This is a genomic window from Kitasatospora sp. MMS16-BH015 (assembly GCF_002943525.1).
In the GTDB taxonomy this organism is placed as follows: Bacteria; Actinomycetota; Actinomycetes; order Streptomycetales; family Streptomycetaceae; genus Kitasatospora.
The window spans coordinates 2,667,871-2,683,572 of the sequence record NZ_CP025394.1; the positions used below are offsets into that span (position 1 = coordinate 2,667,871).

General features: G+C 70.3%; 12 protein-coding genes. 4 read left to right on the forward strand and 8 right to left on the reverse strand.

The window, feature by feature from the left end; translation table 11 throughout:
- Positions 1-47 precede the first annotated feature (47 nt).
- The 5 genes from ppdK to CFP65_RS11590 all read right to left on the reverse strand — a co-directional run bounded on the left by ppdK (position 48) and on the right by CFP65_RS11590 (position 7,847).
- Complete coding sequence (ppdK, locus tag CFP65_RS11570) at positions 48-2,756, reverse strand: pyruvate, phosphate dikinase (RefSeq protein WP_104816025.1); 2,709 nt, start codon at positions 2,754-2,756, stop codon at positions 48-50.
- Between the two features lie 564 nt (positions 2,757-3,320).
- Complete coding sequence (dusB, locus tag CFP65_RS11575; protein ID WP_256387269.1) at positions 3,321-4,715, reverse strand: tRNA dihydrouridine synthase DusB; 1,395 nt, start codon at positions 4,713-4,715, stop codon at positions 3,321-3,323.
- A 401-nt stretch (positions 4,716-5,116) separates the two neighbouring features.
- Positions 5,117-5,986, reverse strand: a complete 870-nt coding sequence (locus tag CFP65_RS11580; RefSeq protein WP_104816026.1) for a DUF4097 family beta strand repeat-containing protein — start codon at positions 5,984-5,986, stop codon at positions 5,117-5,119.
- Positions 5,986-6,630 (reverse strand): response regulator transcription factor, encoded by a 645-nt coding sequence (locus CFP65_RS11585; protein WP_104816027.1) that lies wholly within the window; start codon positions 6,628-6,630, stop codon positions 5,986-5,988. Before CFP65_RS11585 ends, CFP65_RS11580 begins: the two co-directional genes overlap by 1 nt.
- Positions 6,618-7,847, reverse strand: a complete 1,230-nt coding sequence (locus tag CFP65_RS11590; RefSeq protein ID WP_104816028.1) for a sensor histidine kinase — start codon at positions 7,845-7,847, stop codon at positions 6,618-6,620. Before CFP65_RS11590 ends, CFP65_RS11585 begins: the two co-directional genes overlap by 13 nt.
- Positions 7,848-7,981: 134 nt before the next feature.
- Between CFP65_RS11590 and CFP65_RS11595 the strand changes: the two genes are divergently transcribed.
- Positions 7,982-8,518 carry a hypothetical protein gene (locus CFP65_RS11595; protein WP_104816029.1) on the forward strand — a complete coding sequence of 179 codons (537 nt, stop codon included), beginning with the start codon at positions 7,982-7,984 and terminating at the stop codon, positions 8,516-8,518.
- A gap of 143 nt (positions 8,519-8,661) precedes the next feature.
- Here CFP65_RS11595 and CFP65_RS41785 read toward each other — a convergent pair whose 3' ends face one another.
- Both CFP65_RS41785 and CFP65_RS11605 read right to left on the reverse strand, forming a co-directional pair.
- Positions 8,662-8,790, reverse strand: coding sequence for a hypothetical protein (locus tag CFP65_RS41785; protein WP_256387270.1), 129 nt, complete (start codon positions 8,788-8,790; stop codon positions 8,662-8,664).
- A gap of 544 nt (positions 8,791-9,334) precedes the next feature.
- Complete coding sequence (locus CFP65_RS11605) at positions 9,335-10,201, reverse strand: helix-turn-helix transcriptional regulator (RefSeq protein ID WP_104816031.1); 867 nt, start codon at positions 10,199-10,201, stop codon at positions 9,335-9,337.
- A 200-nt stretch (positions 10,202-10,401) separates the two neighbouring features.
- On the opposite strand from CFP65_RS11605, the gene CFP65_RS11610 reads away from it, so the two are divergent.
- The gene (locus CFP65_RS11610) at positions 10,402-11,895 is read left to right on the forward strand and encodes an MFS transporter (RefSeq protein WP_104820800.1); all 1,494 of its coding nucleotides are present in this window, start codon (positions 10,402-10,404) and stop codon (positions 11,893-11,895) included.
- A gap of 219 nt (positions 11,896-12,114) precedes the next feature.
- Entirely contained in the window at positions 12,115-12,702 is a 588-nt protein-coding gene (locus CFP65_RS11615) for an NADAR family protein (RefSeq protein WP_104816032.1), read from the forward strand.
- Between the two features lie 188 nt (positions 12,703-12,890).
- Here the strand turns inward: CFP65_RS11615 and CFP65_RS11620 are convergent, their stop codons facing one another.
- The gene (locus CFP65_RS11620; RefSeq protein WP_104816033.1) at positions 12,891-14,273 is read right to left on the reverse strand and encodes a glycine--tRNA ligase; all 1,383 of its coding nucleotides are present in this window, start codon (positions 14,271-14,273) and stop codon (positions 12,891-12,893) included.
- 202 nt (positions 14,274-14,475) lie between these two features.
- On the opposite strand from CFP65_RS11620, the gene CFP65_RS11625 reads away from it, so the two are divergent.
- Positions 14,476-15,477: a metal ABC transporter substrate-binding protein gene (locus CFP65_RS11625; RefSeq protein WP_254552347.1), complete on the forward strand. Its 1,002-nt coding sequence runs from the start codon at positions 14,476-14,478 to the stop codon at positions 15,475-15,477.
- Positions 15,478-15,702 lie beyond the last annotated feature (225 nt).

Sequence of the window (15,702 nt, forward strand, 5' to 3'; positions counted from 1 at the left end):
TGCGCCGAGCTCCGCCGTACTACCCCTCCCCGGTAGGAGGGGAGCGGTCAGCGCGAGTCGCTGCCCGCGGTCTCGAGGGCGGCGCGGCCCGCTTCCAGGCGCGCCACCGGGATGCGGAAGGGGGAGCAGGAGACGTAGTCCAGGCCCACCTCGTGGAAGAAGTGCACCGAGTCCGGGTCACCGCCGTGCTCGCCGCAGACACCGAGCTTGAGGTCCGGGCGGGTGGCCCGGCCGGCCTCGGCGGCCTGCTTCACCAGCGAGCCGACACCGTCGCGGTCGATGGTCTCGAACGGGCTGACGCCGAAGATGCCCTTCTCCAGGTACGCGGTGAAGAAGCTGGCCTCCACGTCGTCCCGGGAGAAGCCCCAGACGGTCTGGGTCAGGTCGTTGGTGCCGAAGGAGAAGAACTCGGCGGCCTCGGCGATCTGACCGGCGGTCACCGCGGCGCGCGGCAGCTCGATCATGGTGCCGAGCTTGATGTCGAGCTCGACGCCGGTGGACTTGGCCACCTCGGCCAGCACCCGCTCGCACTCGTCCCGGACGATCTCGAGCTCCTGGACGGTGCCGACCAGCGGGATCATCACCTCCGGACGCGGGTCGCCGCCACCGAGCTTGCGCTCGGCCGCCGCCTCCGCGATGGCGCGGACCTGCATGCCGAACAGGCCGGGGATGACCAGGCCGAGGCGCACGCCGCGCAGACCCAGCATCGGGTTCTGCTCGTGCAGCTTGTGCACGGCCTGGAGCAGGCGCAGGTCGTTCTCGTTCGGGTCCTTGCGGGCCTCGGCGAGGGCGACGCGCACCGACAGCTCGGTGATGTTCGGGAGGAACTCGTGCAGCGGCGGGTCCAGCAGACGAACCGTCACCGGGAGCCCGTCCATCGCCTGGAAGAGCTCGACGAAGTCGCCCTTCTGCAGCGGGAGGAGGGTGGAGAGGGCCTGCTCGCGGTCCTTGTCGTTGTCCGCGAGGATCAGGTGCTCGACCTCCTTGCGGCGCTCCTCACCGAGGAACATGTGCTCGGTGCGGCAGAGGCCGATGCCCTGGCCGCCGTACCGGCGGGCGCGGTTCGCGTCCTCGGCGTTGTCGGCGTTGGCGCGCACCGCGAGGCGGCGACGGCCGTCGGCGTGCGACATCAGGCGGTGCACGGCCTGGACCAGACCGCCCTGGACGTCGGCGCCGGCGTGCAGGGTGCCCTCGAAGTACTCGACCACGGGGGAGGGCAGGACGGGCACCTCGCCGATGTACACCTTGCCGGTGCCACCGTCGATGGAGACCACGTCGCCCTCCTCGATGACCAGGCCGTCGGCCGTGATCATCTTGCGGCGCTTGGTGTCGACCTCGAGCTCCTCGGCGCCGCAGACACAGGTCTTGCCCATGCCGCGGGCGACGACGGCGGCGTGCGAGGTCTTGCCGCCGCGGGAGGTCAGGATGCCCTCGGCGGCGATCATGCCGTCCAGGTCGTCCGGGTTGGTCTCGCGGCGGACCAGGATGACCTTCTCACCGGAGCGCGACCACTTGACGGCGGTGTAGGAGTCGAAGACCACCTTGCCGACGGCGGCACCCGGCGAGGCGGCGATGCCGCGGCCGATCTGCTTGGAGTTCGCGTCGGGGGCGAAGCGCGGGAACATCAGCTGGGCCAGCTGGCCGCCGGTGACGCGCTTGAGCGCCTCGTCCAGGTCGATCAGGCCCTGGTCGACCAGCTGGACGGCGATCCGGAAGGCGGCGGCGGCGGTGCGCTTGCCCACGCGGGTCTGCAGCATCCAGAGCTTGCCGCGCTCGATGGTGAACTCGATGTCGCAGAGGTCGCGGTAGTGCGTCTCGAGCTTCTGCATGATCGCCATCAGCTCGTCGTACGACTTCTTGTCGAGCTGCTCCAGATCGGCCAGCTGGAGGGTGTTGCGGATGCCCGCCACCACGTCCTCGCCCTGGGCGTTCTGGAGGTAGTCGCCGTAGACGCCGGCGGTGCCGGTGGAGGGGTCGCGGGTGAAGGCGACACCGGTGCCGGAGTCCTCGCCGAGGTTGCCGAAGACCATGGAGCAGATGTTGACGGCGGTGCCCAGGTCGTTCGGGATGCGCTCCTGGCGGCGGTACAGCCGGGCGCGGTCACCGTTCCAGGAGTGGAAGACGGCGTAGATCGCCAGGTCCATCTGCTCGCGCGGGTCCTGCGGGAAGTCCCGGCCGGTCTCGGTCTTGACGATGCCCTTGAAGGTCTCGACCAGGCCCTTGAGGTCCTCGGCGGTGAGGTCGAGGTCGTTCGTGGTGCCCTTGGCCTCCTTCGCGTGGTCCAGGGCCTCCTCGAAGAGCTCGCCCTCGACGCCCAGCACGGTCTTGCCGAACATCTGGACCAGGCGGCGGTACGAGTCCCAGGCGAACCGCTCGTTGCCGGCCTGCGCGGCCAGACCCACCACGGAGGCGTCGGAGAGGCCGATGTTGAGGACGGTGTCCATCATGCCGGGCATCGAGAACTTGGCGCCGGAGCGGACGGACACCAGCAGCGGGTCGTCGGCCTGGCCGAGCTTCTTGCCCATCTCCTGCTCGAGGGAGACGAGGTGCTCGCTGATCTCGGCGTGCAGCGAGGAGGGCTCGCTACCCGTCTCCAGGAAGACCTTGCAGGCCTCGGTGGTGATGGTGAAACCCGGGGGGACGGGGAGGCCCAGGTTGGTCATCTCGGCGAGGTTGGCACCCTTACCGCCAAGAAGGTCCTTGAGGTCCTTGTTTCCTTCAGTGAAGGAGTAAACAAACTTCTGCTCGGACGGCACGGGTCGGTCTCCTCGTACGCGGTTGCCCTGACGCCGGAGAACATACCCATTTCGAAGGCACTTTCGCGCCGCCAATAGGCCGTACGAATCTCACAGTGGGCGAGGACCCAGCAGATCGAATGCCCGTCAGGGCGTTCACCTCTGTTGGCGAAATCGTCCGGCTGACGCTAGGTAGCGTTCAAGTAGTGAACGTATCGAAACGTCGTGATCATAAGAATCGGACAGAGAGTAGCGGCCTGGCGTCCGCCATGTTGCCCCGGCTTGATTTCCTGAGGCCAGCCGAGCCGATCCGCGCCAGAGCCCTTCGGGAAGCGATTTAGGACCTGATGTCCAACGAACCCACCTGACCGGCCGTCAATCGCCACCTTATGTGGCCAGCGTCACGGACGCATCTCAGCCATCGGGCCGATCCGAATCCCACACTTCGTCACCTTGCGTCGATGTCATGTCTGCTTGCCGTAAGCATAACCTGACACAAAGGAGCCCTCTTGGCCAGATTGTCCAAGAGGGCTCGGACGGACCGGCAGTCCGCCCTTTCGGCTCATTTTTGCCGCTACGTCCTACTCAGCCGCCGGATGTATCCGATTCGGCATCCAGGCTCGGCAGGGCGCAGTCATACGGATCGTCCAACCAGCCCTCCGGCAGGACCACCCGGTTGTTCCCGCTCGTCCGACCCCGGGGGCCGTCCGCCCCGGCGGGCCAGAGCTGGGTCTGCTCCACCTGGGCGAGCACCTCCTCCAGCTCGGCCAACGAACTCGACATCGCCAGCTTCACCCGCAGCTCGGACCCGACCGAGAAGCCCTTGGTGTACCAGGCCACGTGCTTGCGGAAGTCGACCACGCCACGGGACTCGTCGCCCATCCACTCCCCCAGCAGCTGGGCGTGCCGCACCATCGCCCGCGCCACGTCGGCGAAGGCCGGACGGGCGTAGTCGACCTCCCCCTCGAAGATCGAGACCAGGTCCTTGAACAGCCACGGCCGCCCCAGGCAGCCGCGGCCGACCACCACGCCGTCGCAGCCCGTCTCCCGCATCATCCGCAGCGCGTCCTCGGCCGACCAGATGTCCCCGTTGCCCAGCACCGGGATCTCGGCCGGCACCGACTCGCGCAACCGGGCGATCGCCGACCAGTCCGCCGTACCGCCGTAGTGCTGGGCCGCCGTCCGTCCGTGCAGCGCGATCGCCGACACCCCCTCCTCGGCGCCGATCCGCCCGGCGTCCAGGTAGGTGAGGTGGTCGTCGTCGATGCCCTTGCGCATCTTCATCGTCACCGGCAGCGCCCCGGCGTTGCCCACGGCCTCGCGCAGGATCTCGCGCAGCAGGTTCCGCTTGTACGGCAGCGCGGACCCGCCACCCTTCCGGGTCACCTTCGGCACCGGGCAACCGAAGTTGAGGTCGATGTGATCCGCCAGGTTCTCCTCGGCGATCATCCGGGCCGCCTTGCCCACCGTCACCGGGTCCACCCCGTACAGCTGGATCGACCGGGGCTTCTCGCTCGGGTCGAAGCGGATCAGCTGCATGGTCTTGGCGTTCCGCTCGACCAGCGCCCGCGTGGTGATCATCTCGGAGACGTACAGCCCCTTGCCACCGCTCTGCTCCCGGCACAGCGTCCGGAACGGCGCATTGGTGATCCCGGCCATCGGCGCCAGCACCACCGGCGGCCACACCTCGAGCGGACCGATGGTGAGCGGCTTGAACTCCGCCCCGGCGGCGGTACCGGCAGTCGAGGCCTCGGCCGAGGCCGAGGCCGAGGCCGAGGCCGAGGCGGTACCGCAGGTACCGCCGATGCCGCTGGTCGTGCCGACGGTTGCGGCACCGGCGGGGGTGGCCGCGGGTGGGGTGGCGGCGGGCGTGGCCGTGCCTGTGGCGGTGGCGGTGGTGGCGGTGCCGACGGCAAGGGTGGCGGAGGTCAAGCCGGTAACGGTGTCGTGGTCGATCTCGGGCTCGGACGAGGTGGTCATGCGTGGCGGTCCTCAACGGGTGGGCAGCACGGCGGTGCGGGACTCTTCATTGTCCCCCACCTGGCGCAGTGGCCCGGGTGGAACGATGATCACCTGGGCCGAACCGGACCGAACCGGGCAAGCGGAGCTGGGCCTGACCTGGTTGGGCCAGCTTTGGCCAGGCTGGTTCGGCCGGCCCTGGGCTGGGCCTACCTCGGCTGGGCTGGTGCGGTGAACCGGACCGGGCGGTTGGCCCCGTATGCCCCGGTCCACTCCCCTTGGGTTGGGCTACTCACTCCTCGTCCCCTGTCCACTTACTACCCGGGTCCCTTGTCCCCTTACTACCGGCTCTGCCTACCCCGCCTCTTCTCCCCCTCCCCTTGCTCCCCTCTACTCCGTTATCTCTTCAACGATCGAACCCGTCAGCCACCCGTCGCCGTCGACCGGGGCGACGGTGCTCCGGATGCCGGGTCGGCCGGAGGGGCGCTCTGAGCGTCGGGGCCGGAATCCGTCCCCGGGTCGGGTTGGAAGGGCACGACCCGGACCAGACCGGAGGTGGCCGTCGCGTCGATGGTGCGGGACGAGGCACTGTTGACCACGCTCGGGTCGACGGACCAGGTGCCGGAGGTGACGTGCCCGTCCACCCGGTAGCCACCCTGGCCGGTCGGGAGCGTGACCACGACGGTGCCCGAGGTCGCCGTGGCCGTGACGCTGTCCGGCGGTCGGGAGAAGCCCAGCTGGACCCGGCCGGAGGTGATGGCGGCCTGCACCTGGCGCGAGGTGAGATCGGTACCGGTTATCTGGCCGGAGGTGCTCTGGGTCCAGACCGGACCGCTCAACCCCTCCAAGGACACCTCCCCGGAACCGGCCTGGGCCCGGACCGCGCCGGACAGCCCGCTCAACTCGGTACGCCCGGAGCCGCTCACCGTCCGCACCGCCGTACCGGCCGGCACCTGGACGGTCAGCTGGACCGCACAGGTCACCGAACCGAACGGCGACCGGCACTGCACGCCGACCTTCAACGTGTGGCCAGTGAGGTGCAAGCTGACCGAGGGCCGTCGGAACGCCCACTCCATCGACTCCTGGACCGTCACCCGGTCAGCCGCACCGGCGGCCACCCGGACCGCGGCGTCGCCGCTGTCGACCTCCACCGCCGAGACCGGCTGCCAGTAGGTGTGCTGCTCGTGGTGGCTCTGGTCGGACAGCCAGACCCAGGTGCTGATCCCGCCGAACAGCACCGCCGTCACGATCAGCATCCGCCCGATCGTCCGCCAGGCGTGGCTCTCGCTCACTAGCCCACCTCCAGGAAGCGGAGCACGGCCAGCACCCTCCGGTGGGTCGCGTCGGCCGGGGGCAGGTCAAGCTTGGTGAAGATGCTGTTGATGTGCTTGGCGACAGCGCTGTCGCTGATCACCAGAGCCGAGGAGATGGCCGTGTTGGAGTGGCCCTCGGCCATCAGCGCCAGCACGTCCCGCTCCCGCGGGGTGAGTCGCTCCAGCGGATCGCTGTGGCGACGGATGAGCAGTTGGGCCACCACCTCCGGATCCAGGGCCGTGCCGCCCTCGGCCACCCGCTGGAGCGCCTCGACGAACTCGTCCACATTGGCCACCCGCTCCTTGAGCAGGTAGCCGACCCCGCTGGTGTTGCCGGCCAGGAGGTCGGCGGCGTACCGCTCCTCCACGTACTGCGAGAGCAGCAGGACGGCGATGCCCGGCCACTGCCGCCGGATCAGCAGAGCTGCTCGGACGCCCTCGTCGGTGAGACCGGGCGGCATCCGGACGTCCGTCACCACCACGTCGGGGGTGTGCTCCTCGACGGCGGCCAGCAACGCCTCGGCGTCGCCGACGGCGGCGACCACCTCATAGCCGACCGCCTCCAGGACCTTGACCAGCCCCACTCGCAGCAGGACCGAGTCCTCGGCGATCACAGCTCGCACGGCAACTCCACAGTGATAATCGTCGGTCCCCCGAGGGGGCTGGATATGGCGAGGGTGCCGTCCACCGAGGCTGCGCGTTTTCGCAGGCCCGTGAGGCCGGTGCCCCGGGTCGGGTCGGCGCCGCCCACACCGTCGTCCGTCAGGACGATCCGTAGCCGGCCGCCCTTCTGCCGGAGCGAGAGGTCGACCCGGGAGGCGCGGGCGTGCTTGGCCACGTTGGCCAACGCCTCGGAGACGGTGAAGTACGCCACCGCCTCGATGGTCGGCGCCATCCGATCCGGCAGGTCTGCGGTGAGCCGGACCGGGACAGGCGACCGGGCGGCGATGCCGGAGAGCGCGGCGTCCAGACCACGGTCTTCGAGGACCACCGGGTGCAGCCCCCGGACCAGGTCGCGCAGCTCGGCGATGGCGGCCTGGGCCTCCTCGTGCGCCTCGACGATGACCTGCATGACCTCCGGCGGGACGTCCTTCAAGGTGCGCCTGGCCAGGCCCAGGTTCATCGCGAGGGAGACCAGACGTTGTTGGGCCCCGTCGTGCAGATCCCGCTCGATGCGGCGGCGCTCCGCGTCGGCGGCGTCGACCACCCCGGCCCGGCTCTCGGCCAAGTCCTCCACCCGGCGGGCGAGCAGCTCGGCCCGGTTCGGCCCCAGCAGGACCCGGGCCAGCAGCTCGTCGAGCTGGGCCAGCCGACGGATCAGCAAGGGGACGGCCACCAACAGGACCAAGCCCCCGACCGTGACCAGGACGTCATCGGTCGCCCAGCTCCGCCCCGTCCGGAGGGCGCTGCCCACCGGCATCAGGGGAACCCAGGCGTAGATGGTGACCATCACCAAGCCGGCGCCCAACCCCGCCAGCAGCACCGCCCCGGAGAGCGCGAGGAGGGGGGCGAGCACGAGGTGGTAGGTGGCCTGCCGCCAGGTGAAGCCGGCCCGAAGCCGGGGCACCCAGCCGGCCCCGGGCGGGAGCCGGCCCGGTACCTCGACCCCGCGCACTGCGCGGAGCCGACTGCGCTGGGCGGTCGTCAGCAGATCGAGACAGGCGACGATCAGCAGGGCTTGGAGGAAGAGGGTTTTCTTCGGACTGAGGAAGATCAGGAAGGCCGGGGCCCCGAGGGGCACCCCGGCTGCAACGAACAGGGCATCGCGCCGAGCAGCCCCCAACCACGAGGCGTGCTCGGCACCCCGGGCAAGCACGCGGCGGAGAGCGGAGATCGACATGCCGGACAGCCTAGGACCCCGGATCGGAAGGTGACCATGAAGCCAAGTACCGACTTGGGGTGTACCTAGCTACACCCCAAAGACGGCAGTGGGCGCTACCGACTGTCCATCAGTTCTTCGCGAACCTTGAGGGCATGACGACGAGGACACCGCAGACCAGGGCCGAGACAGCGGCCCACCCGACCATCCGTCCGACCACCGACCCCTCCGGCCCCTCCGACCCCTCCGGCCCCTCCGGCCACGCCGACCCGGACCTCGTGCACGAGGTCGGCCCCGTGGGTGAGGGCTCCGACGACACCCCCGCTCACGGCCCCTGGTCGGTCCGGCTCGCGCAGCAGCCCAGCGGCCGGGCCGCCCTGGAGGTCTACGAGCAGGGCGAGTTGCTGGACGTCATGGTGGCGACCGCGCTCAGCCCGGCCCTACTGCGGGGCGCTCGGCGCTGCACCGGCACCGACGCTCCCACCGGTTTCGCCTGGGGCCGACTGCCCGAGGGCGGCGCCCACCCCAGCGTGACCTTCACCGAAGGCCGGCTGAAGCGGCGCCAGTTCCCCGCCCGGGTGGTCCCGCTGGCCGGCGAGTTCTGGCTCGCCTGGGCCGACGGCCCGTGCGACAGCGTGCTGGTCGAGCACTCCACGGGCAGCACGGAACGGCTCCGCACCCAACGGATATGACGGCCTCGACTCCGAGGCCCCCACCCCGCACCCCACCGCACCAGACCGGCCCCGCCACGCCCCGCTCCACCCCGCTCTACCCCACCCCCAGGTCGCCTTGAGGCGGCGGCACCCGCGAAGGAGGCGAGCAGCATGCAATTCCGTCACCCGATCCCCTCGGCACCGGGAGCCGGGGCCAGTGCCTGGGCCGGAGCCAACACCCGGGCCAGCGCCGAGGCCAGGGCCTTGGCCAGCCCTTTGGCCAGCGCTTGGCCCGGAGCGTCGCTCCGCACGCTGTCGCCCCGCCAAGCGGGTCGCCCTACCGGTCAGCTCGGGCGGCACCGCCGGGCCGCACCGGGCCGGACGGGCGAGGAGCGCATCCAGCGGCTGCTCCTAATCTCCGGGCTCCTGCTGCTGCCGTGGCTCGTCCTGCTCGCCACCCTTCCCGGCGGCGCCGGTTGGGCCGCGCTCGACGCGGCCGAGGCCTCCGCACTCCTCACCACCGCCGTCCTGCTCCGCCGTGGCAGCGACTCCCACCGCTGGAGCGCCGCCTTCGCCGCACTGCTCCTCACCGCCGACGCCTGGTACGACCTCCGGCTGGCTGCCCCCGGCACGGAGATGGCCACCGCCCTGGCGATGGCGCTCTTCGCCGAGCTCCCCCTGGCCTGGCTCTGCGCCGCCCTTGCTCTGGGCGGTCTCACCCCCAACGGGCTCGGTCCGGGCAGCGCCGCCCGCATCACCACCACCGTCATCACCACCCCCACCGCCGCCGCCAGCACCACTCAGTCGAAGCCCCGGCAGCGATCGCGGCGTCGCTCCTCGACATTCCTCGCCCTCCTACTCAGGGCCACCGGACTCCGCCGAGTCGCCCAGGGATTCGAGATGCGCCCGGGTCGCGTCGTCGGCAGGGGTGTACGTGACCACGCGGGTCCCGCCGTTGGGCCCCAGCCAGAGGTTGGTGTAGTCGAAGCGGAGCAGCCCCGCGCCGGGGATCAGGAAGCGCTTCATCCCGTTGCCCAATCCCTCGACCTCGTGCCGCGCCCAGAGCGCCTCGAACTCGGGCGAGGTCTGGCAGAGCCGCTTCAACAGGTCGGTCCAGGCCCGCTCGGAGCCGTGGTCGGCCATCGCCGCACGGAAGCGCGCCACGATCGACGCCCGCGCCTCCTCACGGTCCACCAGCACCGAGGCGAAGTAGGAGTCGGTGAAGGCGAGCCAGAGGACGTTCCGCTCCTCGGGCGGCATGGCGTCGAGATCCCCGACGATCCCGGTATAGGTCCGGTTGTACGCCAGGATGTCGTACCGCCGGTTGATCGCCGCTGCAGGCAACGGCGACAGCTGATCCAGCACCAGGCGGACGGCCGGCGTGATGGTCGGGCAGTCCATCACCTGCACCGGGTCTTCGACCCCGGCGAGCGCGAAGAGGTGAGCCCGCTCGTTCCGGTCCAGCAGGAGGGTCCGGGCGACGGAGTCCAGCACCTGCGTGGACACCTGGATCGCCCGGCCCTGTTCGAGCCAGGTGTACCAAGTGACCCCCACGGCGGCGAGCAGCGCGACCTCTTCCCGGCGCAGCCCGGGAGTCCGTCGGCGGCCGGTCGGCGGAAGCCCCACCTGTTCCGGCGAGATGCGCTCGCGGCGGCTGCGGAGGAACGCCGCCAGCTCATGGCGGCGGGTGTCGGCGGGTGCGACAGGGATGGCGGTGGTCATGAGCCAAGCATGCGCCATCACGAAGCCTGTTTCCAGGTAGTCCTGATACCTGGATAAACACTGTCTGGTACCAGGGTAAGGAAGGGGCCATCGTAGTGGTCGTGACCCAGCAGCGAACGCTCACCAAGACAACGCCCAGGGCGGCCCGACCCGCCACCGCCACCTCCCCCACCCACCCGACAACGACGCCCACCCGTCCCATCCCGGCAACCACCGCCACCACCACGGCCACCACCACGGCCACGGCGGCAGCCATCGCGCCCAACGCCAGGGCCACCGGATCCCCCGCCCCGGCAGGAGTCACCCGCCTCAGCATCGCCGGTCTCATCACCGTGCTCCTCGGTGCCTTCCTCCCGATGCTCGACTTCTTCATCGTCAACGTGGCGCTCCCGACCATCGACCACGACCTCTCGGCGGGGCCCGCCGTGCTGGAGCTGGTCGCGGCCGGCTACGGCATCACCTTCGCCGTGCTCCTGGTCCTCGGTGGCCGGCTCGGCGACACCTTCGGGCGCCGGAAGCTGTTCATCGTCGGGGCCAGCGCCTTCGCGATCACCTCCCTCCTCTGCGGGGTGGCGCCGACGGCCTGGACGCTGGTCGCGGCCCGGGCCGCACAGGGAGCCTCGGCCGCCCTGCTGATCCCGCAGGTCCTGGCCACCATCACCGCGGTCGGTCACGGTCCGCAGCGGGCCCGGGCCCTCAGCATCTACGGCGCGGTCGGCGGCATCTCGGTGGTCATCGGTCAGGTGCTGGGCGGCATGCTGGTCTCCGCCGACCTGTTCGGCAGCGGCTGGCGGGCGGTCTTCCTCCTGAACGTACCCTTCGCCCTGCTCACCGTGGTGCTCGCGCTGTTCTTCGTCCCGGAGTCCCGCTCGCCCCAGGCCGCCAAGGTCGATCTGCCCGGCACCGTGCTGCTCACCGCCACCCTGGTCGCCCTCTTCGTCCCCCTGATGGAGGGACGCGCGATGGGCTGGCCGCTCTGGTCCTGGCTCCTTCTGGGCGCCTCCCCCTTCCTCGCCGCCGCCTTCCTCTTCGTCGAGCGGCGGATCGAGCGGAGCTCCGAGCAGACCGGCCGGGTGCCGCTGGTGCCGCTCTCCCTGCTGCGGATCCCGGAGATGCGGCGCGGGCTGGGCATCGCCGTCCCGTACTTCACCGGGTTCGGCGGGTTCATGTTCGTGATCGCGGTCATGCTCCAGCAGGGGCTCCACTTGGGCCCGGTCGCCGCAGGCTGGGCGCTGGTGCCGATGGCCGTCGGCTACTTCTTCGCCTCGCTGAGCGGGCCGCGGCTGATCGGCCGGTTCGGCAGCCGGGTGATCACGGTCGGCGCGGTCATCCAGGGCCTGGGCCTGGCCACCCTGGTCGCCACCGTCCTCGCAGACTGGGCGCACTTCTCGCCACTGCGAATGCTCCCGGGCGTCGCCCTCGCAGGCATCGGCCAGGGCCTGATCGGCACCCCGCTGTTCCGCGTGGTGCTCTCCAAGGTCCCGGTGGCCCGAGCGGGCGTCGGCAGCGGGGTGCTGGCCACCACCCAGCAGTCCAGCCTCGCCCTCGGCGTGGCCACCCTCGGCACCCTGTTCATCTCCCTCACCCCCTCCCTGGGCATCGCCCACGCCCTCGCCCTGATCCTGGCCATCCAGTTGGCCGGCTCCGCCGTGATCTTCGCCCTCAGCAGCCGACTCCCCCGCCGCGTCGGCTGACCATCCCGGCACCACCCACCCACCCCGAGCACCTCACTCCTCACTCCTCACCCATCCCACCCCGAAAGCCCGCCCCCCGAAGGCCCGCCCCACGAGAGCCCGCCCCTCGAAGGCTCGCCCCACCCCGAAGGCCCGCCCCACCCCGAAACCCCGCAGGGCGAAGACTCTCCTCGCGAAAACCGATGGGCCGCTGTCAGTAGTTAATGTCAGGATGACGATATGACGACCACCAAGCCCCTCAACCCCGCCGACGCCCGCACCCGAGAAGAGCTGACCGCGCTGGTGGCGCAAGGCGCGCAGCCGAAGTACCTGCTCTTCTGGGGACACCAACCACGGCAGGACGGCCGGATCGGCACTGGGTCACTCAGCCAGTGGTGGCCGTCCGAGTTCACGGTGGACGGGGTGGGCTACGCGACCGCCGAGCACTGGATGATGGCCGGCAAGGCGCGGCTGTTCGGTGACGAGGAGATCGTGCCGCGGATCCTGGCCGCACGGACTCCGGCCGAGGCCAAGAAGTTGGGCCGGCTGGTGCGGGGCTTCGAGGACGAGGTGTGGGCCGCCGCCAGGTTCGAGCTGGTGGTGGCGGGCAACGTGGCCAAGTTCGGACAGGACGAGGCGCTCCGGACCTACCTGCTGAACACCGGTCAGCGCGTCCTGGTCGAGGCGAGCCCGATGGACCGGCTCTGGGGCATCGGGCTCGCCGCCGCCGACGACCGGGCCACCGCCCCCGACCGCTGGCGCGGGCTCAACCTGCTCGGCTTCGCCCTGATGGAGGCCCGCACCCGTCTCGCCGCCACCAACACCTGAGCAGCCGGACGGCAGCAGCGTCCGGGCCGACCACCGCACGGCCTCCGCCGGCCCGCGCACGACATCAGCCCCTCCGCGAAGCGATCACGGAGGGGCTGATGTCGTGCCGGCATTCAGCAGCTGACGGCCCAGCGGCCGCTGGCTCAGCAACTAACGGCCCGGCGGCCGCTGGCTCAGCAGCTGAAGGTTCAGCAGCCGATCAGGCGGGTGGCCAGGTAGGACTTCACCTGGTCCAGGGAGACCCGCTCCTGCGCCATGGTGTCGCGCTCGCGGATGGTGACCGCGTTGTCCTCGAGGGTGTCGAAGTCGACGGTGACGCAGAACGGCGTGCCGATCTCGTCCTGGCGGCGGTAGCGCTTGCCGATGGCGCCGGCGTCGTCGAACTCGACGTTCCAGGCCGTCCGGAGGTCGGCGGCCAGGCCGCGCGCCTTCGGGGAGAGGTCGGCGTTGCGCGAGAGCGGGAGGACCGCGACCTTGACCGGGGCCAGGCGCGGGTCGAGCCGCATGCCGACGCGCTTCTCCATGACGCCCTTGGCATTCGGCGCCTCGTCCTCGAAGTAGGCGTCGAGCAGGAAGGCCAGCATGGCGCGGTTGAGACCGGCTGCCGGCTCGATGACGTACGGGAAGTACCGCTCGCCCGACTCCTGGTCGAAGTACTTGAGGTCCTGGCCGGAGTGCTCGCTGTGCACGGTGAGGTCGTAGTCCGTACGGTTGGCGAGGCCCTCGAGCTCGGAGAACTCGGTGCCGCCGAAGTTGAAGCGGTACTCGATGTCCACCGTGCGCTTGGCGTAGTGGGAGAGCTTCTCCTTCGGGTGCTCGAAGAAGCGCATGTTCTCGGTGCGCAGACCGAGGTCGACGTACCAGTCCCAGCGCTGCTGGAGCCAGTACTCGTGCCACTGCTCGTCCTCGCCCGGCTTGACGAAGAACTCCATCTCCATCTGCTCGAACTCGCGCGTGCGGAAGATGAAGTTGCCGGGGGTGATCTCGTTGCGGAAGCTCTTGCCGACCTGGGCGATGCCGAACGGCGGCTTCTTGCGCGAGGTGGTCTGGACGGCCTTGAAGTTGGTGAAGATGCCCTGCGCCGTCTCCGGGCGGAGGTAGGCCAGGCCGGACGCGTCCTCGGTGACACCGAGGTGCGTCTTCAGCATGCCCGAGAACTCCTTGGGCTCCGTGAAGGCGCCCTTGTTGCCGCAGTTCGGGCAGTTGATGTCGGCGAGGCCGTTGGCCGGCAGCTTGCCGTGCTTGGCCTCGTACGCCTCCTCCAGGTGGTCCGCGCGGTAGCGCTTGTGGCAGGAGGTGCACTCGGTCAGCGGGTCGTTGAAGGTCGCGACGTGGCCGGAGGCCTCCCAGACCTCGCGGGCCAGGATCACCGACGAGTCAAGTCCGACGACGTCCTCACGAGCGGTGACCATCGCACGCCACCACTGGCGCTTGATGTTCTCCTTGAGCTCGACGCCCAGTGGTCCGTAGTCCCAGGCGGCACGGGTGCCGCCGTAGATCTCGCTGCAGGGATAGACGAAGCCACGGCGCTTGCTCAGGCTGACGATCGTGTCGATCTTGTCGGCTGCCACAGTGCTCTCTTCAGTACGACGTCGTACCCGGTACGACGGCACGGTCAAGGCGCGGCTGGTTGCACGCACCCGAATACCTCAGGTTACCGGGCACGTGGGGAGGGGGTTCAAATCGGTTTCGCCCTGGCGGAGACCAGCGGGCCAAGCGTCCCCCGTTCGAGTGAGTTGACAATCATTTCCATTTAAGATGAGAATGGTTGTCATGATGCTTCGACTGCCCCGCACCCAGAATCGCCGTTCCGCCGCGATAGCCATGGCCGCCACCGCCCTGGTGGGCGCCCTGGCGCTCACCTCCTGCGGGGGCGCGAGCAGCGCGGCGGACGGCGGCAAGGGTGGCAAGGGCAGCGGCAAGCTCGACGTCGTCGCGTCCTTCTACCCGATGGAGCACCTCGCCGAGCAGATCGGCGGCGACCACGTGCACGTCACCGACCTCACCGCCGCCGGCGTCGAGCCGCACGACCTGGAGCTGACCGCCAAGCAGGTCGGCACGGTCCAGAAGGCCGACGTGGTCCTCTACCTCAAGGGCCTCCAGCCCACCGTGGACCAGGCCGTCGCGCAGGCCGGCACCAAGTACAAGGTGGACGCGACCGCCGCCTCCCCGCTGGTCGACCACCACCTCGACGAGGGGGAGGTCGAGACCGGCCAGGACGCCCAGGCCCACGACGGCCACAGCCACGGCCAGGGCGACCCGCACATCTGGCTGGACCCGACCCGCTACGCCGCCGTGGCGAAGAGCGTCGGCAGCGAGCTGGCCAAGGCCGACCCGTCCCACGCCGCCGACTACCAGAAGAACACCGACGAGCTGGTCGGCAAGCTCGGCACCCTGGACAAGGAGTTCCAGGCGGGCCTGAAGGACGCCAAGACCAAGACCTTCGTCACCAGCCACGCCGCCTTCGGCTACCTCGCCGACCGCTACGGCCTGGAGCAGATCGCGATCAACGGCGTCGACCCCGAGTCCGAGCCCACCCCGGCCCGCCTCGCCGAGATCCAGAAGGCCGCCAAGCAGAACGGCGTGACCACGATCTTCTTCGAGACCCTGGTCAGCCCCAAGCTCGCCGAGACCGTCGCCAAGGACCTGAACCTCAAGACCGCCGTGCTCGACCCGCTCGAGGGCATCAAGGACCCGGGCAAGGCCGACTACTTCTCGGTCATGCGGCAGAACCTGGCCAACCTGAAGGCCGCCCTCGGCGCCCCCGCCAGCTGACACCCGCCCCTCACCCGCACCAACACTTCCGCAACAACTCCGCCGTACGACCGCCGCCGCACCAACACCGCCGCGCAGCACCCGCACCACCGCGCCGCACCCGCACCACCGCGCCGCACCAACACCGCCGCGCAGCACCCGCACCACCGCGCAGCACCTGCAGCACCGCGCTGCGGCGTCACCGCCGCAGCACCCGCACCGCCCACCTGCCGAGGGGACACCACC

What these genes read in the sequence shown, in the direction of transcription:
- dusB (WP_256387269.1), bottom strand. Translation starts at nt 4,715, where the DNA reads ATGACCACCTCGTCCGAGCCCGAGATCGACCACGACACCGTTACCGGC.
- CFP65_RS11590 (WP_104816028.1), bottom strand. Translation starts at nt 7,847, where the DNA reads ATGTCGATCTCCGCTCTCCGCCGCGTGCTTGCCCGGGGTGCCGAGCAC.
- CFP65_RS11595 (WP_104816029.1), top strand. Translation starts at nt 7,982, where the DNA reads ATGACGACGAGGACACCGCAGACCAGGGCCGAGACAGCGGCCCACCCG.
- CFP65_RS11605 (WP_104816031.1), bottom strand. Translation starts at nt 10,201, where the DNA reads ATGACCACCGCCATCCCTGTCGCACCCGCCGACACCCGCCGCCATGAG.
- CFP65_RS11615 (WP_104816032.1), top strand. Translation starts at nt 12,115, where the DNA reads ATGACGACCACCAAGCCCCTCAACCCCGCCGACGCCCGCACCCGAGAA.
- CFP65_RS11625 (WP_254552347.1), top strand. Translation starts at nt 14,476, where the DNA reads ATGATGCTTCGACTGCCCCGCACCCAGAATCGCCGTTCCGCCGCGATA.